Origin of the sequence: Streptomyces sp. NBC_01237 (genome assembly GCF_035917275.1) — a bacterium.
In the GTDB taxonomy this organism is placed as follows: domain Bacteria; phylum Actinomycetota; class Actinomycetes; order Streptomycetales; family Streptomycetaceae; genus Streptomyces.
This window is the reverse complement of record NZ_CP108508.1, coordinates 5986806-6008642: the sequence shown is the minus strand read 5'-3', so window position 1 is coordinate 6008642 and position 21837 is coordinate 5986806. Positions and strand designations below refer to the sequence as shown.

The window sequence follows — 21837 nt, the reverse complement described above, 5'->3', positions numbered from 1 at the left end:
ACTTGTGAACTTGTGAATCGGCTCACAGGGCCGGCTCACGAAGGAGGTGGCTCCCGTCATGCTCGTCCGCGACGCCATGAGCACGATGCTCCTGACCATCGGCCCCACCCATACGCTCCGCCAGGCCGCCCGGCTGATGTCGGCCCGCCGCGTCGGGGCAGCCGTCGTCCACGACCCGGACACCAGCGGGCTCGGCATCATCACCGAGCGCGACATCCTCAACGCGGTCGCCTCGGGGCAGAACCCCGATCTGGAGACCGCGTCCGCCCACACCACCGGCAACGTGGTGTTCGCCGCCCCCACCTGGACGCTGGAGGAGGCCGCGGAGGCCATGACGCACGGCGGGTTCCGCCATCTGATCGTGCTGGACGGCGCCGGCCCGGTGGGCATCGTCTCGGTGCGCGACATCATCCGCTGCTGGGCACCGGCCAGGCGCCGCACGGCCGGCCTGGTGGGCTGAGGCCGGTCCGCGACGGAACGGCCGGTGGGCCGGACCCCCGAAGGGAATCCGGCCCACCGTCCACGACAAGCGTCCTACTGGCCGCGCAGGGCCTGGACCGCGGCTTCCAGCCGCTTGCCGAAGTCTCCGTCCGCCTGACGGAAGTTGTTGACCGCACGCTCGGCGATGTCGTCGCGCGAAACCTTGGCGATGAACCCGGCCAGGTTGTCGATCAGCCGGGCCTTCTCGTCCTCGGAGTAGAGCCGGTAGAGGTTTCCGGCCTGCACGAAGTCGTTGTCCTCGGCGTGGCTCGCCGCCTCGTGGTTGCCGGTGGGGCCGCTGACCGGGAGCGGCTGCCACAGCGGCCGGTCGGTCTGGTTCGGCCCGCCGAAGCTGTTCGGCTCGTAGTTCTTCGCGCCCTTGTGACGGCCGTCGTACAGGTAACCGTCACGGCTGTTGGTGCGCGCCTCGGTGGCGTGCGGGCGGTTCACCGGCAGGTGGTCGGCGTTGATGCCGACGCGGTAGCGGTGGGCGTCGCCGTACGCGAAGAGACGGCCCTGGAGCATCTTGTCCGGGGACGGTCCGATGCCCGGCACGAAGTGCGCGGGGCTGAAGATCGACTGCTCGGTCTCCGCGAAGACGTTCTCCGGGTTGCGGTTGAGCTCCAGCTTCCCGATCTCGATCGGCGGGTAGTCCTCGTGCGGCCACACCTTGGTCAGGTCGAACGGGTTGAAGCGGTACGTGGACGCCTCGGAGGCGGGCATCACCTGGATCTGCACGGTCCAGGACGGGAACTCGCCGCGCTCGATCGACTCGCGCAGATCGCGCTGGTGGCTGTCCGGGTCCTCACCGGCGAGCTTGTTGGCCTCGTCCTGGGTGAGGTTCTTGATGCCCTGGTCGGTCTTGAAGTGGTACTTGACCCAGAAGACCTCACCGGCCTCGTTGTTCCACTGGTACGTGTGCGAGCCGTACCCATTCATGTGACGCAGCGTGGCCGGGATGCCGCGGTCACCGAAGAGCCAGGTCACCTGGTGCGTCGACTCGGGCGACAGACCCCAGAAGTCCCAGACGTTGTCGGCCTCCTGCGAGCCGGTGTACGGGTCGCGCTTCTGGGTGTGGATGAAGTCGGGGAACTTGATGGCGTCCTTGATGAAGAACACCGGGGTGTTGTTGCCGACGAGGTCGTAGTTGCCCTCTTCGGTGTAGAACTTCAGCGCGAAGCCGCGCGGGTCGCGCACGGCGTCGGCCGATCCGAGGTTGCCCGCGACGGTCGAGAAGCGCAGGAACGTCTCGGTCTGCTTGCCGACCTCGGAGAGGAACTTCGCCCGCGTCCACTGCGAGACGTCCCGGGTCAGGGTGAACGTGCCGTAGGCACCCGCACCGCGGGCGTGCACGATGCGCTCCGGGATGCGCTCCCGGTTGAAGTGGGCGAGCTTCTCCAGCAGCGCCTGGTCCTGGACGAGAACCGGTCCGCCGACGCCAGCGGTCTCGCTGTTCTGATTGTCGGCGACCGGCGCGCCGGCCTCCGTGGTGAGCGGTCCCTGCGTCACGTGCGCCTCCTGCGTCATGTCCTGCACATTCGTCATCTGTCGATGCCGCACAGCCTGTCCCTTGGCGTATGCCGTTCTCGATCCTACGATGGACTTTGTCTAAGTCAAGCGAACATCCAAAGTCACATCTATTCGGAACACGGTCCCCTCACTGTTAGGCTGAATCCCATGAGTGACCTGCTGGAACGACTCCGAGGACGCGGCTGGCGCATGACGGCGCAGCGGCGTGTCGTGGCCGAGGTCCTCGACGGGGACCATGTCCACCTGACGGCGGACGAGGTGCACGCGAGGGCCGTCGACCGGCTTCCCGAGATCTCCCGGGCCACCGTGTACAACACCCTGGGCGAGATGGTGTCCCTGGGCGAGGTCCTGGAGGTCTCCACCGACCGCCGGGCCAAGCGCTACGACCCGAACGCCCACCGCCCCCACCACCACCTGGTCTGCGCGCGGTGCGGCACCATCCGCGACGTCCACCCCTCGGGCGACCCGCTCGCGGACCTGTCGCCCGACGAGCGGTTCGGCTTCACGGTCTCCGGCGTCGAGGTGACGTACCGCGGCATCTGCCCGAACTGCGCCAGTACGGCCTGACCCCTGGCCCCACGGACCCACCGACGAAGCCCCGGCGCCACGCGCGCCGGGGCTTTCGCGTACCCCCTTCCCGAATCTGACGGGTCGTCATATCGTCGGCGGTGATCGCCCCCGCCGGTGACACCTGTGACGCCCCACGGCACCCGTGACTCCCCTGCCGCTCCCGTCATCTGCGTCACACGCGGTGGATCCGCACCTCGATGGACACGAGGAGAGACCCGTGGGAGCTGCGCACCCGACCCCACCTCCGCCCGGAACACCCGCCCCCGTACCGCCCAAGCTCCGTGCCCGTGGACTGGCCCGCTCCTTCGGGCGCGGTGCCCACGCCCTGCCCGCCCTCGGCCCCGTGGACATCGAGATCGCACCGGGCGAGTTCACCTGCCTCGTCGGCCCGTCCGGCTGTGGCAAATCCACACTCCTGCGGATAGCCGCCGGACTGCTGCGCCCCAGCGCGGGCGAGCTGGAGATCCGCACGGCATCGCCCCGGCCGGCCGCGATGATCTTTCAGGACTACGGGATCTACGACTGGAAGAACGTCCTCGCCAACGTCCGCTTCGGCCTCGACATCCAGCGCGTCCCCCGCAAGGAGGCCGATGCCAGGGCCCGGGACTGGCTGGCCAGAATGGGCCTGTCCGAGTTCGCCGACGCCTACCCGGCGGCGCTCTCGGGCGGGATGCGGCAGCGGGTGGCCATCGCGCGGGCACTCGCCGTGGAACCCGAGATGCTGCTGATGGACGAGCCCTTCGCCGCGCTCGACGCCCAGTTGCGCACGATCCTCCAGGACGAACTGCTGGACCTCACCCAGACCACCCGCACCACGGTGCTCTTCATCACCCACAGCCTCGAAGAGGCCATCCTGCTCGGCGACCGGGTGCTGGTGATGTCCGCCCGGCCGGGCCGGATCATCGCCGAGCACCGCCCGCCGTTCGACCGTCCACGCACCGCGGACATCCGGGCGACCACCGCGTTCACCGCGCTGAAGGCCGAGTTGTGGGACGTACTGCGCGGCGAGGTGCGAAGGGAGGCGGTCCCGGCATGAGCGCCTCCGTGAAGACCCCGCCGCGCACCCGCGACGACGTCCTCGTCCGCCGGCCCGGACCGCGCGAGCTGCGTCCCGGCCGCACCCACCGCAGGCGCCGCACCCTGGAGGTGGCGCTCGCCGTCTCCGTACCGCTGGCGCTCGTCCTGCTGTGGCAGCTGGCCGCCGAGCGCTCCTGGATCGACGCGCGGGTGTATCCGGCGCCCTCCACCATCGCCGCCGACGGCTGGGACCGGGCTGCCGACGGGGAGCTGTGGCCCGACGTGTGGGCCACCCTCAAGCGGGTCCTCGGCGGCTACGCGATCGGCACGGCCGCCGGATACGCGCTCGGGCTGCTGATGGGCTCACTCGCTCTCGTACGGGCGGCGCTGGAACCCTTGCTGGACGCGCTCTACGTCGTACCGAAGCTGGCGCTCCTGCCGGTCTTCCTCAATATGTTCGGCCTCGGTGAAGGTCCGCAGATCGCGCTGGTCGCCGCCACCGTCTTCTTCTTCGTCTGGATCTCCACCATGGCGGCCGTCCTCGCCGTCCCGTCCGGGCACCGCGACGCCGGGCGGGTGTTCGGCGCCTCGCCCTGGCAGATGTTCCGGCATGTGCTGCTGCCCGCCTCACTGCCGGCCGTCCTGGTCGGTGCGCGGATCGCGGCGGGCGTCGCGGTGCTGGTCATCGTCGCGTCCGAGCAGATCGCGGCGGCCGACGGGCTCGGCCATCTGATCTTCGACTCCCGGGCGCTCTTCCAGAACGACGTGATGTTCGTCGGGATCGTCTGCGTGGCCGTGCTCGGCGTCGTCTTCTCCGAGCTGGTACGGATCGCCGGGCGGCTGCTCACCCCCTGGGCGCCGCGCGACCGCGGCCGCGGCCAGTCGTGAACCGCGGCCCTCTCCCCCTCTCGTACGGAGGCACTGTGCGTATCCCCTCCACCTGCACCGCCGTCCTCCTGGCGGCGTCCCTGCTCACGGCGACCGCCTGCGCCGGGGGCGGCACCGCGAGCGAAGACGCACCCAGGGCACCCCGCGCCGTCAAGCCCGTCGCGGGCTGCGGCCCGGCCGCCTGGAGCGACCCGGCCGACCGCGCGCCCGACCGTGAACCGGCGCGCTGCGACAAGGGCGCGCCCGCCCCGCAGCCGCTGGAGAAGAAGCGGACGATCACCGTGGCGACCGGGACGCTGAGCGCGGAGTACGTCGCTCCGCTCCAGGTCGCGGTCGCCGAGGGCGAATTCGCCAAGGAGGGCCTGGACGTCCGGCTGAAGGTGCTGCCGACCCCGGACGCCCTGCCGTTGCTGGCCCGCGGCGATGTGGACGCCCAGTGGGCGGCTCCCGAGGCGGCCGTGATGAACGGCATCAACGGCGGCTTCGCCATCAAGTGGGTGGCCGGGAACTTCTCCCCCGCCGCCACCTCCCGCAGCGGCCTGTGGGTACGGCTCAAGGAAGGCGAGAGCGCCGACCGGGTCGACATGGCGGGGCGGCGGCTCGGCACCATGATCGGCAAGGGGTCGGTGATCATGTACCCGATGGCCACCTCCCTGAAGAAGCACGGCGGCGGTCTGGACAGGATCGCCTTCCAGCAGCTCGGATCCGCCGATGTGCTGACCGCCCTGCGCAACGGCGGAGTGGATTCCGCCTGGCTGCTCGACCCGGTCTGGCGCAAGGTCGACGGCGACGGGAAGTACGCGTTCCTGGGCGGCCAGCCGCTCGGTGAACCGCTGGGCGGCCTGCTCTTCGGGCCGACCCTGCTGAACGAGGACCCGGACGCGGGCGTCGCGTTCCTGCGCGCCTACATCAGGACCGTGAACACCTACTTCGCCGGGGACTACAAGGCCGACCCCGCCTTCGTCTCCACCCTCGCGAAGCTGATGCGGACCGGCGAGCCGGTGCTGCGGTCGACGCCCTCGATGCGGATGGACTGGGAGATCCGCGAGGGCACGACGGACCGGCTGCAACAGGCGTACCGGGACGCGGGGGTGCTGGACGGCGATCCGGTGCCGGAGGAGAAGGCCGTGGACCGTGCGCTCTACGGGGAGGCCGTCGGCCACCGGGACTGAGCGGGCCCTGGGCAGGCACCCGATCCCGCACATGACAGAGGCCCGGATCCTTGAAAGGATCCGGGCCTCTGTCTTCAGTAGCGGGGACAGGATTTGAACCTGCGACCTCTGGGTTATGAGCCCAGCGAGCTACCGAGCTGCTCCACCCCGCGTCGATGAATGCAACACTACGTCACCCCGCCGACCAGCGCAAATTCACTCGACCGCCCCAGGGGCCGCCCCGAAATCCCCGGCGCGCGCACGACGACGGCCCGTGACCGGGGACACTCCGGGAACGGGCGGCGCGGTGCTACGCGGTGAGCTCCTGGTGCAGCGCCTCGCGCAGCCGGGCCGCCCGCTCGGCGACCTCCGCCGGACCCAGCTCGACGGCACGGGCGCACCAGCGCTGCCCCTCGGCGAGCTCGCCCCGGCGGGCGGCGAGCAGGGCCAGGCGCAGCGCGGCACGGCCATGGCCGGCGTTCGCGGCGCGGCTCCACCACAGGGCGGCCTCGCGCTCGCTGCCCTCACGGGCGAGCAGCAGCCCGAGGTTGAACGCGCCGTTGCGGCTGCCCGCCTCGGCGGCCTCCCGGTACCAGTGCGCGGCGCTGTCCACGTCGCCACGTGCGGCGGCGAGCATTCCGACCCGGACCTGGGCGCGGCGGTGACCCTGCTGGGCGGCCCGCTCGTACCACTCCTCGCACTCGGTCTTCTCCGGCATCGGCTCGCCGAGCGCCGGGGGGCCGGGCGGCGGCTGCCGGGAGTCCAGGACCCCGGCCAGCCGGAAGGCGGCCTCGGCACTGCCACCGCCCGCCGCGCAGCGCAGATGGCGCTCGGCCTCCTGCTCCTCGCCCTCGCGCAGCAGAGCCATGCCGACCTGGAGCGCGGCGTCGATGTGTCCGGCCGCGGCGGCCCGCTGGTACCAGCCCAGCGCCGTGCGGTCCTCGTCCCGCCCGGCGTGCAGGATGCCGAGGTTGAAGGCGGCGTCCACGCTGCCCGCCTCGGCCGCCTTGGAGAACCAGGGCTCGGCCCCGGTGTGGTCCCCGGCCTGGAGCAGCAGTACGGCCAGGGCGTTGGCGGCCTCACGGTGTCCGGCGTAGGCGGCACGGCGGTACCACTGCTCGGCCTGCGGCGTGCGGTCCTGGGCCGCGCAGAGCAGCCCGAGGTTGTACGCGCCGTTGACGTCACCCGCGTCCATCGCGGCCCGGTACCACCGCTCGGCGGTCTGCTGCTCACCGCGGGCGGCGTGCAGGGCCCCCAGGGCGTTGGCGGCGTTGCCGTCGCCGTCCTGGGCGGCGCGAAGCCACCACACGGCCGCACTCTCCTCGTCGCCCGCGTCGCGCAGCAGGAAGCCGAGGGCGCAGGCGGCGCGCGGCTCGCCATCCTTGGCGGAGGTGAGGTACCAGCGACCGGCCTCCTTGAGTTCGCCGCGCTGTTCCAGGATCGCGCCGAGGTGCAGGGCGGCCCGCCGGTGACCGCGTGCGGCGGCCTGCCGGTACCACTGCTCGGCCTCGCCCACGCGTCCGGCGGCCGGACCCGCCACGGGGCCGTCGCCCGCCCGGCCCGGACCACGGGACGCTGTCGGAACGCGGCCCGCGAGCGTGTCGGAGCCGGAGGCCGCGAGAGCACGCCGCGCCGCGCCGGGCCCGGCCGCCCGGCCGAGGCCGAAGGCGTCGTGCGGGTCCTCGACGGCGTTCCGCTCCAGGGTGCGGGCGAGGCGGTACGCGGCCTCCCGGTGCCCCTGCTCGGCGGCGGCGCGCAGCCAGCGCTCCGCGCCGACGTCGCTGCGGTGCTCCAGGAGGTCGGCCAGGGCATAGGCGCCCAGCGCGTGGCCCTGTTCGGCGGACTGGCGCAGCCAGTACTCGGCGCCGGGCTCGTCGCCGCGCTCGCGGAAGTGGCGGCCGAGCGCGTGCGCGGCGGCCGCGGAGCCGGCGACGGCGGCGATGCGCCACCACCCGGCGGCCTCGTCCAGGTAGCCGCGCTGGTGGAGGAGGACACCCAGATTGTTGGCGGCGGCCCGGTCGCCCTCGGCGGTGGCCGCACGCAGATAGGTCTCGGCGCTGTCCAGGTCTCCGCGGCGCAGCAGCAGTGCGCCCAGCACGCTCATCGACGCCGTGTCCCCGGCGTCGGCGGCACGGCGGTGGCGCGCCTCGCTCTCGGCGCTGTCCGCCGCGTCCATCGCGTCCGTGGTCCCGGCGTTGTCCACGTCGTCGCCGACGGCTTCGAAGGTGCCCGCGGTACCGGCGGCGCTGCCGGTGTTCGTCCTGCCCACATGTGCGGCCGGACCGTTCACGGCAGCAGCAAATGCCGCATCTTCCGCTTTTTCGGTCTCATAGCCGCGACGCTGCACAAACCGCCCTGTCTCCAACAGAGTTGCCCTGTCCCCCATAAATACCATCGTCGCACCACCTACAACCCGCGTACACCTGGAATATCGCGGCCAGTTAGGTCACTTCAGCGTTTTGTCGACATGCCCACAGGGAGACAAGTCAAACACGTCCAAGTCCAACTCGTGCCCAGCGAACCGCACTTCACGCCCACTACACGAGAAAGTCCTGATGCGGGATCTGATGACATGACGAAGGCCCGGATCCCATGGATCCGGGCCTTCGTTTTTCAGTAGCGGGGACAGGATTTGAACCTGCGACCTCTGGGTTATGAGCCCAGCGAGCTACCGAGCTGCTCCACCCCGCGTCGTTGTGTTCAAACAGTACCACGACGCGGGGTGGGTCTTTCTCAGCTGCCCTGGTCGCTGACCTGGTCGCTGCCCTTCTCATCGGCCTTGTCGGCCTTGTCGCCCGCCTTGTCGGCATCGCTGCCCGGCTTGTCGGAACCGGCCGCGGGCTTGTCGGCCTGACTGCCGGCCTTGGGCTGGGCCGCCGCCGCCCGCTGGAGGGCTTCCTCCAGCGCCGCCTGAGCCTTGCCGTAGGCGGTCCAGTCCTGTTCCTTCAGTGCCGTCTCGCCCTCGGTGTACGCCTTCTGGGCATCCGCGATGGCCTGCTTCAGAGCGGCGCTCCCGGTGACCGGGGGCTTGGTGGTGTCACCCGGTGGCTCGGTGGGCTCGGTCGGCGGAGTCGTCGTATCGCCCTCGACCCCGAAGACCGCGTTGAGCGCCTCCCCGAGACTGTTCTCGAAGACGATCTTCGATCCGTACGAGGCGGCGACCTTGCGCAGCAGCGGGTAGTTCTGCGTGCCACCGCGCGTGTAGACCGGCTCGATGTAGAGGAAGCCCCCTTCGAGCGGCACGGTGAGCAGATTGCCGTACTCGATGTCGGAGTCGGTGCCCTTGAGGTTTCTCACGAACTCGGCGACGTCGTCGTTGCCGTTGAGCTCACTCTGTACCTGACCCGGGCCCTTCACCGTGGTGGTGACCCGCAGCAGCCTGATGGTGCCGTAGTCCTTGCTGGCCGCGTCCGCGTCCACCGCCATGAACGCCCCCAGGTCGGGACGCCCCTTCGGAGTGAACGTGGTGGTCAGCGAGAACTTCTGCGAGTCCTGCCCCGGCATCTTCATGCTCAGGTAGTACGGCGGAACGGCTCCCGGCTCCTTGTTGGTCGGGTCGTCCGGCACCTGCCACGCGTCACTGCCGCTGTAGAACTGGGCGGGGTTCTCGACGTGGTAGCGGGTGAGCAGCTCGCGCTGGACCTTGAACAGGTCCTGCGGGTACCGCAGGTGGTCCATCAGTTCCTGGGGGATGTCCGCCCGGGACTTCACGGTCCCGGGGAACGCCTTGCGCCAGGTCTTGAGCACCGGGTCCTTGGTGTCCCACTCGTAGAGCTTGACCTTGCCGTCGTACGCGTCGACGGTCGCCTTCACCGAGTTGCGGATGTAGTTGACCTGGTTCTGCTGGGCGACGACCGCGCGCTGGTTGGTGGTCAGCGAGTCGGCCGTGGTGTCACCGAGCGTCGTACGCGAGGCGTACGGGTAGCCGTTCGTCGTGGTGTACGCGTCGACGACCCACTGAATGCGTCCGTCGACGACCGCCGGATAGGCGTCACCGTCGATGGTCAGCCACGGGGCGACCGCCTCGACCCGCTCCTTGGGCGTGCGGTTGTACAGAATCCGCGAGCCCTCGCCGATCGCTCCCGAGTACAGGATCTGCGGCTCGCTGAAGGAGACCGCGTAGGCGGCGCGGTTGAACGCGCTGGAGAGACTGACCCCGCTGTTGCCCTTGTAACTGGTGGTCTTCTCGCCGTCCTCCTCGTAGTCGAGCTCCTTCTGGGGCCCGCCGACGATGGAGTACTGCTCGGTCTTCTCGCCGTAGTAGATCCGCTGCTCGTACTTGCCCAGCTCGCCGGTGGCGGGCAGACCCGACTCGGTGAAGTCCGGGGAGCCCGCCGGGTTCGTACCGGTGGTGGTGCCCCGGGCCGCGATGGCGCCGTAGCCGTGGGTGTAGGTGAAGTGGTCGTTGATCCAGTTCCGCTTGGGCAGGCCCTGGAGGTTGAGCTCGCGCAGGCCGATGACGGTGTCCTGTTCCTTGCCGTCCTTGCCCTTGTAGCGGTCGACGTCCAGGGTCTTGGGGAACTGGTAGTAGTTCCTCTTCTGCTGGAGCTGCTGGAAGGCCGGGGAGACGACGTTGGGGTCCATCACCCGGTAACTGGCCGCCGCGTCCGCGCTTGCGCGCAGCTTGGTGTCATCGGTCGTGGTGGCCTTGCCCGCGTAGTCGTCGACCTGGGCATCGTCGATGTCGTACGCGTCGCGGGTCGCCTCGATGTTCTTCCGGATGAACGGTGCTTCCTTGGCCTGCTCGTTCGGCTGGACCTGGAACTTCTGCACGATCGCCGGGTAGAGCCCGCCGATCAGGATCGCCGAGAGCACCATCAGGCCGAAGCCGATCACCGGCAGCTGCCAGGTGCGCCGCCACAGCGTCGCGAAGAACAGCACGGCGCAGATCGCGGCGATGCAGAACAGGATGGTCTTCGCCGGCAGGTAGGCGTTCGCGTCGACGTACCGGAGGCCCGTCCAGTTGTCCGTGGCCTTGAAGTCACTGGACTTCACCGCCAGGCCGTACCGGTCGAGCCAGTAGGCCACGGCCTTCAGGGAGACGAAGATGCCGAGCAGCACCGAGAGATGGCCGGTGGCCGCACCCGTCGCCCGCGCACCGGGGCTGGTGATCCGCAGCCCGCCGTACAGGTAGTGGGTCAGGGCGGCGGCGATCAGCGAGAGCACCGTCGCCGCGAAGCCGAAGCCCAGCAGGAAGCGGTACCACGGCAGGTCGAAGGCGTAGAAGGACACATCCAGCTTGAACTGGGGGTCCTTCTGCCCGAACGACACACCGTTGACATACATCAGCCACGTACGCCACTGACCGGAAGCGGAGGCTCCGGCGATCAGTCCGACGAGCGCGGTGATCGCGAGCAGCACCCACTTCTTGTAGGGGGCGACGCTCATGCGATAGCGGTCCAGGCTCTGCTGCTCCAGCGACATCGCGCTCAGTGGCGGCCTGAGCCGGTGCGCGAGCCAGATGTTCACGCCGATGGCGAGGGCCATCAGCAGTCCGAACACGAGGAACAGCCCGATCTTGGTCCACAGGGTGGTGGTGAAGACGGATGAATACGCCACCGACCGGTACCAGAGCCAGTCCGTCCAGAACCCGGCGAACATGACGAACGCCATGGCGAGAACCGCCAGAACGCCCAGTGTCATGAGCAGGGTACGGACGCGCCGGGACGGGCGGCCCACTCTGATCCGTGGCCCGGTCGGGCCTCCGCCGCGGTCCGGCATCTGGAAAGCCAACGTGCGCACCTCGAAGCTATCGGTCGTGTGAAGCGGGCCCCGCGATCGTAGAGCCCACCTAAGCAACTTACTGAGGCTTTACCTAGTTCCCGTTCCCGGGGCGGAAGGAGGCAGGATATTCACCATGCCCAACGTTTCCCCCTCAGGCCCTCCGATGGCCGCGAGCCCCCTCACCGTCGCCGTCCTCGAAATCGACACCTATGCCTCCACCCTCGGCTGGGACCAGCCGGCCCGGCTGTTCGCCCTGGTCGACACCGCCCGGCTGCGGGTCCAGGAGCCCGGTCTCGCCGCCCAGCTCGGCCTTGACGACACCGGTTCGACGACCGCCTCCCTCACCCCCATCGAGCAGGAGGAGCTCCCCGCCGGCACGGCGCTGGACGACTTCCTCGGCACGATCGCCTGGCCCGACTCCGTGGTCGGGTGCGCCATGACGGTGGAGCGGCTGATGCTTCCGCCGTCCGCCGAGGCGTCCGTACCGGAAGGACTCAGTGACAAGCAGCTGACCAAGTGGGTCGCCAAGCACCCGGACCGGCAGGAGGTGCGGATGACCGTGGCCGTACTGCGGGACGGGGCGCGGGAGTCGGCCGTACGGCTGCGCGAGAAGGACTCCCCCACCGAGGTCCTGACCGGCGCGGGGCTGGTCCCCGGGCTGGCCGAGGCGCTGGCGGCGACCTTCGAGTCCTGACCCCCGGATCCGGGCGTCACGGGTCCATGTCTTCCGGTCCGGGGCCCACGGGTCCCGGACCGGCTCCGTCCCAGGGGCGGGGCGGGCGTCAGCCGGCCGAGCAGCTCGGCAGCGCGTCCGTCTTGCCCGCCCGGATCTTCTCCAGTGACTTCTTGGCGTCGTCGAGGGTCTTCACCCGGACCAGCGTGAGCCCGCTCGGGGTGTCGGACGCCGCGGCGGCGCAGTTGTCGTCCGGGGTCAGGAAGTAGCGCGCACCCGCGTTGCGCGCACCGACCAGCTTCATGTTGATGCCGCCGATCGGGCCGACCGTGCCCTTGTCGTCGATGGTTCCGGTACCGGCGATGAACTTGCCGCCCGTGAGCTTGTCCGGGGTCAGCTTGTCGATGATGCCCAGCGAGAACATGAGGCCGGCGCTCGGCCCGCCCACGTCGGCGAGCTTGATGTCGATCTCGAACGGGAACGTGTGGTCCGTTCCCGCCCTGATGCCGACGATCGCGCGGTTCTCCTTCGGAGCCTCCGGCGTGGGGGGTGCCTTCTCCGTCGTGACGGTGACCTTCTCGCTGCCCTCGGGGTCACGGCTCGCCTTCTCGGCGGCGGCCGCCTCCTTCGCCGGGATGACGGTGAACGTGACGTCCTGGCCGGGCTTGTGCTTGGTGACGAGCTTGGCGACGTCGTCGGGCTCCTTGACCGCGGTGCCGTCGACGGCCTTGATCACGTCGCCCGCGTGCAGCCTGCCCTGGGCCGGGCTGTCCTTGACCACGGTGGAGACGACCACCCGCGAGGACACCGGGATGCCCAGCTCCTCCAGGGCCGCGACCTTCGCGCTCTCCTGGGACTGGCTGAACTCCTCGGCGTTCTCCTGGGTCGACTGCTCTTCGGTCTTGCCGTCGGGGTACAGGGTGTCGTGCGGGACGACCACACTGTCGTGGGCCAGCCAGCCGTAGACGGCCTCGACGATGTTCATGTTGTAGTCCGCGCCCGTGACCCGCACCGTCGTCATGTTGAGGTGCCCCGACGTCGGGTACGTCTTGCGGCCCGCGATGTGCAGTACGGGCTCGCCACGCGCGTCACCGAGCGTGTTCACGGTCGGCCCGGGGGACATCTCCGAGTACGGCACTTTGATCAGCACGCCTGCGCAGAGCAGCGCGATGAGGATGAGGGTGGAGGCGAGCATCGTCGCGGTGCGGCGTGGCATGGAACGACAGTACGGGAAGGGCTTGTCAGTGCACCGCGTGGGCCGGTCCGTACGGGGCCCGGGGCGCGGCAGCGGAAGGTGTCACGCGGCGAGCGGCCTCAGAGGGCGTCGGAACCGGAGTGCGATTTCTCCATCGCGTCACGGAATCTGGCGTACCCGGCGAGTTCGGAGACGTCGCCGGTCGTACGGTTACGCGCGGCCCAGCTTCCCCATATCGCAGCGCCGACAGCAGCGAAAAGCGGAATCAGCAGCCAAGCGAGTGCCGCCATGACGACCTCCCTACCCCATGAGCGACCGCAAGTAACCGATCAGCAGATTAACGATCCGGAAGTCCAACGCTTACGGCAGGGGTCCGGTTACGCAAATCGGGGCTGATCCCACCCGGTCCGGTTTGCGCTCAGCAGGCGCCCACCCACTCCTCCGTACCGTCCGAGAACCGCTGGTGTTTCCAGATCGGAACCTCGTGCTTGAGGTCGTCGATCAGCTTGCGGCAGGCCTCGAAGGCTTCCGCGCGGTGCGGGCAGGAGACGGCGACGACCACCGCCAGATCGCCCACCACCAGTTCACCCACCCGGTGGACCGCGGCCAGCGCGCGCACCGGGAAGTCGGCGACGACCTTCTCCGCCACCCGGCGCAGCTCGTCCTGGGCCGACGGATGGCAGGAGTAGCCGAGCGCGCCGACGTCCTGACCGCTGTCGTGATTACGCACCGTGCCGACGAAGAGGGCGATGCCGCCCGCGGCGTCGTCCCCGACGGCGCGGAATACCTCGTCGACGGAGAGCGGGGTGTCCCGGATCGCCAGCAGCCGGATGGGGTCCTGGGCGGCCTGCTCGCCGGGGTGGTCGTGGGTGCGTGCCATGGCCCCATGGTGCCGCACGGCACCGGCCTCGCGGAATTGCGTGTTCGACCGGTGGGCGGCCGGTCGCCTTGGAGCCTTCTACAGACGCCGCGGATCGTCCCCGGAGGGGACGACGATCAGATGCGGCGGCGGGCCTTGCGTGCGCGGCGGACCAGGGCTGCCGTACCGAGCAGGGCGACCGTCGCACCGGCGGCACCCGCGGCGGTGGCGTCCTTGCGGCCCAGTCGGCGTCCGGCGAGCGTGTGGCGCCCTTCCACCTCTTCGAGGAGGGCTCCCAGGACCTCCTCGTTGGTCCACTTCGGGCGCCACCCGGCATCGTGCAGCCGGCTCACGCTGACCACCCAGGGATGCATGGTGTACGCCAGGTCGCCGGCCGGGGAGGGGGTGAGGCCGATCCTGTGCAGCCGGGCGGCGGCCCCGAGAGCGACGGCGGACGGCAGCTCCATCCGGCGTACACCGCTGAGCTCCTCGACCTCCTCCTGCTCCAGCCATCCGTCGCAGCCGACCGCGAACTCGCCGTCGATCTTCTCCAGCGCGGCGTACTCCAGGGCGCTGACCAGGTCCTCGACATGACAGAACTGCCAGGTGGGACGCGATCCGGCGACGACCAGCAGCCGGGGCGACTCGAAGTAGCGGGTCAGCGCCGTGTCCGTGCCGCCGACCAGCACGGTGGGCCGCACGACGGTGACGTTGAGCCCGGGGTGGGCCCGGGGCGCACGGCGGCCGAGCCGTTCGATCTCCAGCAGGTCACCGACGCCGGTGGCCTCCGCCGTGGCGCGCAGCTCGGCGTCCTCGGCGAGCGGGATGTCGTTGTCGGGCAGTGCCCCGTAGACCATCGCCGAGGTGCACAGCACGACCCGGTGGACACCGACGGCCGCGGCGGCCGTCAGCACGGTCTGGGTGCCGCGCACGTTGTACGCCGTACGGGCGGCGGGGTCGGTCTCCAGGTCGAGATCGAGCGCCAGATGGACCACGACGTCCGCGCCGCGCAGTTTCTCGGCGATGGCGGGGTCCCGGACGTCCAGGATGTGCCAGGTCGCCCCGGAGACCTCCCCGCGCCGCTCGTCGATGGCGATGACCTGCTTGATCTCGTCGGATGCGGCGAGGTGCGCGGTGAGCAGTTCACCGATGCCGGTCGCGGCGCCGGTGACCGCGACGACGGGGCCCCGGCTCTTGGAACGATTTTTTCCGGGCTTGCTCTCGGGCGAGGGGTCGGTCAGGTTTCGCGCTCCGCGAACCTGTGGATCTGGGGAACTCACCGGGCGTCTCCAGCGGTTGTCTTCAGTACGTACACGAATGACGCGTACGTACCAGGTGGCGTCCATCCTGCCGCAGGCCGGGAGCAGGCGGAGCACTGAGGCCCCGAGCGGACTCGGTGTCTACGCTGGATGGTGATGTCGGGCAGTCGCCGTCGGTTCGAGCCGGCGGCCCTACGAGCCGAGGAAACCCGTGAGTGACACCCCATTCGGATTCGGCCTTCCGCCGGAGGAGCCTGAGAACGGCGACGAGGGCAAGAAGAAGGACCCCACCGAAGGTGGGCAGGGCGCGGGCGGGCCAGGGAACCCGTTCGGCTTCGGGCCGGGCGCGGGCGGGGACAACCCGTTCGCGGCGATGTTCGGCACGATGAACCCGAACGACCTGGGCGCCGCCTTCCAGCAGCTGGGCCAGATGCTGAGCTACGAGGGCGGTCCCGTGAACTGGGACATGGCCAAGCAGATCGCCCGCCAGACGGTCTCCCAGGGGACCCCGGACGGCACCAAGGACGCGAGCGTCGGGCCTTCGGAGCGCACCGCTGTCGACGAGGCCCTGCGGCTGGCCGACCTCTGGCTGGACGGCGTGACCTCGCTGCCCTCGGGTTCGGTCTCGACCGTGGCGTGGAGCCGCGCGGAGTGGGTCGAGGCGTCCCTCCCCGCGTGGAAGCAGCTGGTCGACCCGGTGGCCGAGCGTGTCGGCCTGGCCATGGGTGATGTGCTGCCCGAGGAGATGCAGGCCATGGCGGGCCCGCTGATCGGCATGATGCGGTCGATGGGCGGCGCCATGTTCGGCCAGCAGATCGGGCAGGCCGTGGGCGTTCTCGCAGGTGAGGTGGTCGGTTCCACCGACATCGGGCTGCCGCTCGGCCCGGCCGGCAAGGCGGCGCTCCTCCCGCTGAACGTGGAGCAGTTCGGCAAGGACCTGAGCGTCCCGCAGGACGAGGTGCGGCTGTATCTGGCGCTGCGCGAGGCCGCCCACCAGCGGCTCTTCGCCCATGTGCCGTGGCTGCGCTCGCACCTGTTCGGTGCGGTCGAGGCATACGCCCGGGGCATCAAGGTCGACACCAGCAAGCTGGAGGACGTCGTCGGCCAGTTCGACCCCTCGCAGCCGGAGCAGCTTCAGGACGCCCTTCAGCAGGGCATGTTCCAGCCGGAGGACACGCCCGAGCAGAAGGCGTCGCTGGCCCGCCTGGAAACGGCTCTGGCCCTGGTCGAGGGCTGGGTGGACGCCGTGGTCCACGAGGCCGCCAAGTCCCGGCTGACCTCGGCGGACGCGTTGCGCGAGACCCTGCGCAGGCGCCGCGCCTCCGGTGGTCCCGCCGAGCAGACCTTCGCCACCCTCATCGGCCTCCAGCTGCGGCCGCGCCGGCTGCGGGACGCCTCGCGGCTGTGGGCCTCGCTCACGGACGCCCGGGGCCTGGAGGGCCGCGACGGCCTGTGGGAGCACCCCGACATGCTGCCGACCGCCCATGACCTGGACGACCCGGACGGCTTCGTGCACCACGAGCAGCTGGACTTCTCCGAGCTGGACAAGATGCTCGGCGAGGCCGCGAAGGGCTCGCACAAGCCGGCCGCCGATCCGGCGGACGAGCGGAAGAGCGAGGACGCCGAAGGCAGGAGCGAGCCGACGGCGGACGGCGGCAAGGACGAGCCGAAGGCCGACGGCGGCAAGGACAGCAAGGACGACAACGACCAGTGAGCCTGCACGACGACGCCGTCCTCGTACTGAAGAGCTTCGACGGGCACGAGGACGCGGACCAGGCAGGGCTGCGTCAGGTCTATCTGGACCATCTGGCGTGGCATCCGGACGGCATGTGGAAGGCGTGCGGTGCCGGTCATGTGACGGCCAGCGCCCTGGTGATCGATCCGGAGCGTGGCCGCGTCCTGCTGACGCTGCACAGGAAGCTGCGGATGTGGCTCCAGATGGGCGGCCACTGCGAACCGCAGGACGCCACGCTGAGCGCCGCGGCCCTTCGTGAGGCGACGGAGGAGTCCGGCATCACGGGGCTCACCCTGCTGCCGGGCGGGCCGGTGCGCCTGGACCGGCACCCGATCCCGTCGCCGTGCCACTGGCATCTCGATGTGCAGTACGCCGCACTGGCTCCGGCCGGCGCGACGGAACAGATCAGCGAGGAATCGCTGGACCTGCGCTGGTTCGCGTACGACGAGGTGGCGGCCGTGGCCGACGAGTCGGTCGTGCGGCTGCTGGAGCGGACACGCGTCGCACTGGGACAGAACCGGTAGCCGTCCCGCCGTGCGCACCGGCCCCGGGCGAGCTGTCCGGCGGTACGCCCCGTCCGGACCGGCCGAGCTGTGCGGCGGCCCGGAGTGGACACGCGTGAGGGGCGGCCCCTTGGGAGGCCGCCCCTTACCGCTGCCCGGCCGTCGCGGACAGTGCCGGTCAGTTCCAGGCGTTGTTCTGGTTCTGGCTGTGGGCGCCCTGCTGACCCACACCGAACTGGGCGCGCGCCCCCTGGCCGATCTGGGCGTTCTGCGGGGGCATGACCTCACTCGGCTGTACCAGGGCGAACCCCTGGCCGAGGAAGCTGAGCTCCCAGCCCTCCCCCGTGTTGCCCCGACGCCGGAAGACACCTGTGGAGTGCGTCTGGGCCTGCATCTGCACGCGCAGCGAGCTGGACCAGGCGACGATCGCATCGGCGTCGACGTTGACGTACTTCTCCGGCGTGACCTGCATCATCAGCGGCTGGCCCGAGGTCATGAGGGCGACCTTGCCGGAGCCGGAGATATTGAGCTGGTACTTGCCGGAGCCGGAGATTCCGTACTGGCTGTCCACCGCGATGACCTCGGTGTGCAGCGAGGAGTCGAGCGCGAGGACATAGGCGCTGTCCACGGTCATGCCCTCGCGGTCGACATCCACGACATGGATGTACTGGGCGAGGTTGGCGAGGTAGACGGTGCCCTGGCCGGAGCAGCGCATCAGGTCGAGGCCCTCACCGGTGTTCGCGCGGGCGCGGCGCTGTCCCTGCGACTGGTACTCGCCGTCGAAATCCATCAGCCCCTGGTAGGCGACCATGGCGCCCTTGCGGGCGAGGACGTCGTCGTGGCCGGTCAGCGCGACCCGCAGGAGCTGCGGGTTCTGGATCGCGTACCGGTCCTGGGTCTGCTGCTCGGTGTGGCTGAAAAGCGGACTCTGCATGATGTGTTCTCCCTCCCGCTCAGTTCTTGATCCGCAGCCGGTCGGTACTGTCCTCGCTCGGCTGGACGACGACGATGCCCTGTCCCGAGAAGGCCATCTGGTACGCCTCTCCGCTGCCCCGCCCGATCAGCGAGCCGGCCTTGAAGCTGCGCTTGCCCTTCACCTTCAGGTTCGGGGACCAGGCGACGAGCGCGTCCGGGTCGACGTACGTCTCGTCCTCGCCGCGTCCGCAGTCGACGACGATCGGGGTGCCCCGGGAGGTGATGGCGACCCATCCGGTTCCCTGGATGACGACGTTCCACAGCCCCTGACCTGCGAATTTCGCGAGGCCCTTGACCTTCTCCACTCCCCAGGTGAGGTGGGCGTCGAAGGCGAGGAGGTTGGTGCCGTTGACCGAGAGGGAGTCGTTGTCGAGGTTGATGACGACCACATCGGCGCCGTAGTCGGCGAGGTAGAGCAGTCCGTCGCCGGAGCACTTCATGACGGGTGTGCCCTCGCCGGTGATCCACTGGGAAGCGGCCTGCCGGACGGCCGGCGGGTTGGGCTCGTACTGGATGAAGCCCTCGTAGGCCACCATCGAGCCGGTACGCGCGTAGAGGTCCTGCCCGGAGGCCATGGCGACCTTGAGCATGGTTTTGCCGTGGTTCTCCATGCGGGCCGTGACGGGGGTCGGGGCATAGCCCGCGAGTTGCTGATTCATGACGGGCTCCCTCAGACCTCGTAGGGCTGGACGACGATGAAGTTGCCGGGGGCTCCCCGGAACTGGAGGTTCACGGTCTCTCCGCTGTGCCCCGGGTACGCGTTGCGGCGCAGCCGGACCTGGCTGGAGATGATCACCTGGGAGGCGGACGACCAGGCCACGACGGCGTTGCAGTCGGCGAAGGTGGTCGGGGTGACCGGCAGGACGACCGGTGTTCCGTGCGTCTTGACGATCACGGTGCCGGAGCCCTGGAACTGCATGGTGAACAGGGCGCCACCCGGAATGCCATGGCCCTCGATCCGGCGGACCTCGTACTGCAGCGACTCGTCGAAGGCGAGGACGCTCTCCGCGGAGACGCAGATGCCGTCGCCCTGCAACTCGATGGGGTGCAGGTGCGCACCCTCCTCGGCGAGGAAGACCTGGCCCTTGCCCGTGCAGCGCATCAGCTGCATTTCCTGGCCCGTGGCGTTACCGACCACACGGCCCGCGAAACCCGCGCTCTTGTAGCCGAAGTCGACCTTGCCCTGGTACATCACCATGCTGCCCTGCCGGGCGAGCACACCGCCGCCGCCCATGGTCAGGTCGACCCGCATCAGCTGCTGGTTCTGCGGGGTCCAGCGCTGACCGGTGGCCGTCTCCTTGTAGGGCTGGAGAGCCGCCCGCAGACCGGCACCGCCCTGCGGTACTCCCTGCGGTACTCCCGGCGGCATTCCGCCGGGCGGCTGCTGCCCGAACGGCGCCTGGCCCGGCTGCCCGAAGGGGGCGGGCGCCGGCTGACCGTACGGTGCCTGAGCCGGCTGTCCGTACGGTGCGGGCGCCTGCTGTCCATAAGGAGCCGCGGGCGGTGCGCCCTGGCCCGGCACCTGCCCGAACTGCGGCGGCGGGGGCGGCTGCCCCTGCTGCCCGTACGGGGACGGCGCCTGCGGTGCCAGTGGCGCCGCCATGGTCGGCGCGGTGTGCATCGGCTGCTGCGGCGCGGGCGGGGCGCCGAAGGACGGTGCGGGCTGCGGTATCTGCGGGGCGGGCGGAGCTCCGAAGGCCGGTGGTGCGGTGGCCTGGGCGGGCGGGGCGAACGAGGGGGCCGCTGCCTGCGGTTGCGGGGCGGCCGGTTCCTCCTCGGCGACCTCGCCGCCGAAGTTCTTCAGCAGCGCGTCGAGACCGCCGTCGAAGCCCTGGCCGACGGCGGCGAACCGCCAGACGTCCTTGAGATAGAAGTCGCCGAGCATGACCGCGCGCTCGGTGGTGAACTCCGAGCCGTTGAAGGCGTATCTGACGACTTCCTCGCCGCCCGCGACGATCCGGATATATCCGGGGGCGACCTGCGACATCTGTCCGGCACCGTCGAGAGTCGCGGTGAAGGAGAGCTTGTGGATGTTCGCCGGAATGCGGTCGAGAGTGACGCGGAACGACTCGGTGTCACCGGCCTGGGCACCGAGCAGCTGAATGGACTCCTCGGGCGATTTCGGCTGATTGAAGAAGATGAAATACCGGTCGTCCGAGAGCTGTTCATTGGCGTCGAGGCCGAAGCAGCTGATGTCGAAGGTCAGTCCGGGGGCAGCGATCTGCACACCTACGTACAGGTCCGTCCCCGGTGTGAGATCACTGATCTTGGCCTTGTGGCCGCGTTGGAATTCCCTGGCCATGCGTAACGACCGTCCCCCATCCCGAGGTGAATACGTCGCGTCAGGCTAACCGCAAACCACGACAATGAGCCAAGTCGGTACACACCCGGTACAGAATCACCGAACGTCACCTGTCACGTACATCGGCCTTCACTCTTCGCGTGCGCCGACCCTCGCTCCTCGCGTGCGGCGGACGTCACTCCTCGCGTGCGGCGGGCAGGTGCGGCAGCTGATCGGCCGCCACCACTCCTTCGAGATAGCCACGGGCCCGTTCGGTACGCGGATACGTTTCCAGAAGGCGCCAGAACCGCGGGCCGTGACCGGGAACCAGCAGGTGGGCCAGCTCGTGGACGAGTACGTAGTCGACGACGTACTCCGGCATCCCCTGAAGCCGGTGCGAGAGCCGGATACTGCCCTCGGCCGGGGTGCAGGACCCCCACCGGGTGTTCTGGTTGGTCACCCAGCGCACCGACACGGGCCTGGCCCGACCGTCGAAATACAGGGCGGACAGCCGCTCGGCACGCGCTGCCAGCTCGCTGTCCCCGAAGACGCGCTTGCTCTCCTGGGCCGCGAGCTTGTCGAGCATCAGGCCCACCCAGCGCTGCTCCTCCGCCTCCGACATCCGGGCGGGGATCAGCACGATCGTGCGGCCGCCCTCCCGGTACGCGGAGACCGTTCTTCTGCGCCGGGTGCTCCTGCGGACCTCGACCGCGCTCGTCGCCGAGGCGCGGGGCTGGGGGGCGGCCGCGCTGCGCTGAGGGGTTCCGGCGCTGCGCGCGGGGGTCTCCCCGGCAAAACCGGGTGACGGGTCGGCGGGCACGCCCCGACGTTACCCGCTGTCAGTGGGGGAAGTCCCGCCTCCGGGTCGGTTCGGCGCTGATCCGCTCCATGGCATGCACCATTTGAACGACTAATACCCCATGCCTGTGGACAACTTTCCGCGCGCTTCGCCGTCGGCCTGCATTCTGGGAACGGATCTGCGGAAGTACGGAACGAC

Annotated in this window: 19 protein-coding genes and 2 tRNA genes; 8 read left to right on the top strand and 13 right to left on the bottom strand. The window is 70.0% G+C overall.

The window, feature by feature from the left end; all coding sequences use genetic code 11:
* Positions 1 to 58 precede the first annotated feature (58 nt).
* Positions 59 to 460, top strand: a complete 402-nt coding sequence (locus OG251_RS26895; protein ID WP_326679537.1) for a CBS domain-containing protein — start codon at positions 59 to 61, stop codon at positions 458 to 460.
* 74 nt (positions 461 to 534) lie between these two features.
* Here OG251_RS26895 and OG251_RS26890 read toward each other — a convergent pair whose 3' ends face one another.
* A complete protein-coding gene (locus OG251_RS26890) occupies positions 535 to 2007 on the bottom strand; it encodes a catalase (RefSeq protein WP_326679536.1) in 1473 nt (490 codons plus the stop codon).
* Positions 2008 to 2157: 150 nt separating this feature from the next.
* Here OG251_RS26890 and OG251_RS26885 point away from each other — a divergent pair, with 150 nt between their 5' ends.
* The 4 genes from OG251_RS26885 to OG251_RS26870 all read left to right on the top strand — a co-directional run bounded on the left by OG251_RS26885 (position 2158) and on the right by OG251_RS26870 (position 5657).
* Positions 2158 to 2577 (top strand): Fur family transcriptional regulator, encoded by a 420-nt coding sequence (locus OG251_RS26885; RefSeq protein WP_326679535.1) that lies wholly within the window; start codon positions 2158 to 2160, stop codon positions 2575 to 2577.
* Positions 2578 to 2797: 220 nt separating this feature from the next.
* Positions 2798 to 3616, top strand: coding sequence for an ABC transporter ATP-binding protein (locus OG251_RS26880; protein ID WP_326679534.1), 819 nt, complete (start codon positions 2798 to 2800; stop codon positions 3614 to 3616).
* Entirely contained in the window at positions 3613 to 4485 is an 873-nt protein-coding gene (locus tag OG251_RS26875) for an ABC transporter permease (protein ID WP_326679533.1), read from the top strand. Before OG251_RS26880 ends, OG251_RS26875 begins: the two co-directional genes overlap by 4 nt.
* 35 nt (positions 4486 to 4520) lie before the next feature.
* Complete coding sequence (locus OG251_RS26870) at positions 4521 to 5657, top strand: ABC transporter substrate-binding protein (protein ID WP_326679532.1); 1137 nt, start codon at positions 4521 to 4523, stop codon at positions 5655 to 5657.
* A gap of 78 nt (positions 5658 to 5735) precedes the next feature.
* On the opposite strand, the gene OG251_RS26865 is transcribed toward OG251_RS26870, so the two are convergent.
* From OG251_RS26865 to OG251_RS26850, 4 genes are all read right to left on the bottom strand, one after another.
* Positions 5736 to 5809: transfer RNA gene (locus tag OG251_RS26865), tRNA-Met, on the bottom strand.
* Positions 5810 to 5946: 137 nt separating this feature from the next.
* On the bottom strand, positions 5947 to 8031 hold the full coding sequence (locus OG251_RS26860; protein WP_326679531.1) for a tetratricopeptide repeat protein: 2085 nt from the start codon (positions 8029 to 8031) through the stop codon (positions 5947 to 5949).
* 222 nt (positions 8032 to 8253) lie between these two features.
* Positions 8254 to 8327, bottom strand: a tRNA-Met gene (locus OG251_RS26855).
* A 42-nt stretch (positions 8328 to 8369) separates the two neighbouring features.
* Positions 8370 to 11357, bottom strand: coding sequence for a UPF0182 family membrane protein (locus tag OG251_RS26850; protein ID WP_326681427.1), 2988 nt, complete (start codon positions 11355 to 11357; stop codon positions 8370 to 8372).
* Positions 11358 to 11493: 136 nt separating this feature from the next.
* Between OG251_RS26850 and OG251_RS26845 the strand changes: the two genes are divergently transcribed.
* Positions 11494 to 12054, top strand: a complete 561-nt coding sequence (locus OG251_RS26845) for a PPA1309 family protein (protein WP_241838280.1) — start codon at positions 11494 to 11496, stop codon at positions 12052 to 12054.
* 88 nt (positions 12055 to 12142) lie between these two features.
* On the opposite strand, the gene OG251_RS26840 is transcribed toward OG251_RS26845, so the two are convergent.
* The 4 genes from OG251_RS26840 to OG251_RS26825 form a co-directional block, all read right to left on the bottom strand.
* The gene (locus tag OG251_RS26840; RefSeq protein ID WP_326679530.1) at positions 12143 to 13249 is read right to left on the bottom strand and encodes a YlbL family protein; all 1107 of its coding nucleotides are present in this window, start codon (positions 13247 to 13249) and stop codon (positions 12143 to 12145) included.
* 98 nt (positions 13250 to 13347) lie between these two features.
* On the bottom strand, positions 13348 to 13518 hold the full coding sequence (locus OG251_RS26835; RefSeq protein WP_326679529.1) for a hypothetical protein: 171 nt from the start codon (positions 13516 to 13518) through the stop codon (positions 13348 to 13350).
* Between the two features lie 128 nt (positions 13519 to 13646).
* Entirely contained in the window at positions 13647 to 14108 is a 462-nt protein-coding gene (locus OG251_RS26830; RefSeq protein ID WP_326679528.1) for a molybdenum cofactor biosynthesis protein MoaE, read from the bottom strand.
* Positions 14109 to 14224: 116 nt separating this feature from the next.
* Positions 14225 to 15367: an SDR family oxidoreductase gene (locus tag OG251_RS26825; RefSeq protein WP_326679527.1), complete on the bottom strand. Its 1143-nt coding sequence runs from the start codon at positions 15365 to 15367 to the stop codon at positions 14225 to 14227.
* 190 nt (positions 15368 to 15557) lie between these two features.
* On the opposite strand from OG251_RS26825, the gene OG251_RS26820 reads away from it, so the two are divergent.
* Together OG251_RS26820 and OG251_RS26815 are read left to right on the top strand one after the other, a co-directional pair.
* Entirely contained in the window at positions 15558 to 17060 is a 1503-nt protein-coding gene (locus OG251_RS26820) for a zinc-dependent metalloprotease (protein ID WP_326679526.1), read from the top strand.
* Positions 17057 to 17605 carry an NUDIX hydrolase gene (locus tag OG251_RS26815; RefSeq protein ID WP_326679525.1) on the top strand — a complete coding sequence of 183 codons (549 nt, stop codon included), beginning with the start codon at positions 17057 to 17059 and terminating at the stop codon, positions 17603 to 17605. The genes OG251_RS26820 and OG251_RS26815 overlap by 4 nt, the downstream gene beginning before the upstream one ends.
* Before the next feature lie 157 nt (positions 17606 to 17762).
* Here OG251_RS26815 and OG251_RS26810 read toward each other — a convergent pair whose 3' ends face one another.
* From OG251_RS26810 to OG251_RS26795, 4 genes are all read right to left on the bottom strand, one after another.
* The gene (locus tag OG251_RS26810) at positions 17763 to 18518 is read right to left on the bottom strand and encodes an AIM24 family protein (protein ID WP_073717955.1); all 756 of its coding nucleotides are present in this window, start codon (positions 18516 to 18518) and stop codon (positions 17763 to 17765) included.
* Positions 18519 to 18537: 19 nt separating this feature from the next.
* Complete coding sequence (locus tag OG251_RS26805) at positions 18538 to 19218, bottom strand: AIM24 family protein (RefSeq protein ID WP_326679523.1); 681 nt, start codon at positions 19216 to 19218, stop codon at positions 18538 to 18540.
* Positions 19219 to 19229: 11 nt separating this feature from the next.
* The gene (locus OG251_RS26800; protein ID WP_326679522.1) at positions 19230 to 20861 is read right to left on the bottom strand and encodes a TerD family protein; all 1632 of its coding nucleotides are present in this window, start codon (positions 20859 to 20861) and stop codon (positions 19230 to 19232) included.
* Positions 20862 to 21036: 175 nt separating this feature from the next.
* Positions 21037 to 21660: a M48 metallopeptidase family protein gene (locus tag OG251_RS26795; protein WP_326679521.1), complete on the bottom strand. Its 624-nt coding sequence runs from the start codon at positions 21658 to 21660 to the stop codon at positions 21037 to 21039.
* Positions 21661 to 21837: the final 177 nt, after the last annotated feature.

Coding starts and splice junctions, on each gene's coding strand:
- OG251_RS26895 (WP_326679537.1), top strand. CDS start 59: ATGCTCGTCCGCGACGCCATGAGCACGATGCTCCTGACCATCGGCCCC.
- OG251_RS26890 (WP_326679536.1), bottom strand. CDS start 2,007: ATGACGCAGGAGGCGCACGTGACGCAGGGACCGCTCACCACGGAGGCC.
- OG251_RS26885 (WP_326679535.1), top strand. CDS start 2,158: ATGAGTGACCTGCTGGAACGACTCCGAGGACGCGGCTGGCGCATGACG.
- OG251_RS26875 (WP_326679533.1), top strand. CDS start 3,613: ATGAGCGCCTCCGTGAAGACCCCGCCGCGCACCCGCGACGACGTCCTC.
- OG251_RS26860 (WP_326679531.1), bottom strand. CDS start 8,031: ATGGTATTTATGGGGGACAGGGCAACTCTGTTGGAGACAGGGCGGTTT.
- OG251_RS26850 (WP_326681427.1), bottom strand. CDS start 11,357: ATGCCGGACCGCGGCGGAGGCCCGACCGGGCCACGGATCAGAGTGGGC.
- OG251_RS26845 (WP_241838280.1), top strand. CDS start 11,494: ATGCCCAACGTTTCCCCCTCAGGCCCTCCGATGGCCGCGAGCCCCCTC.
- OG251_RS26840 (WP_326679530.1), bottom strand. CDS start 13,249: ATGCCACGCCGCACCGCGACGATGCTCGCCTCCACCCTCATCCTCATC.
- OG251_RS26835 (WP_326679529.1), bottom strand. CDS start 13,518: ATGGCGGCACTCGCTTGGCTGCTGATTCCGCTTTTCGCTGCTGTCGGC.
- OG251_RS26830 (WP_326679528.1), bottom strand. CDS start 14,108: ATGGCACGCACCCACGACCACCCCGGCGAGCAGGCCGCCCAGGACCCC.
- OG251_RS26810 (WP_073717955.1), bottom strand. CDS start 18,518: ATGCAGAGTCCGCTTTTCAGCCACACCGAGCAGCAGACCCAGGACCGG.
- OG251_RS26805 (WP_326679523.1), bottom strand. CDS start 19,218: ATGAATCAGCAACTCGCGGGCTATGCCCCGACCCCCGTCACGGCCCGC.
- OG251_RS26800 (WP_326679522.1), bottom strand. CDS start 20,861: ATGGCCAGGGAATTCCAACGCGGCCACAAGGCCAAGATCAGTGATCTC.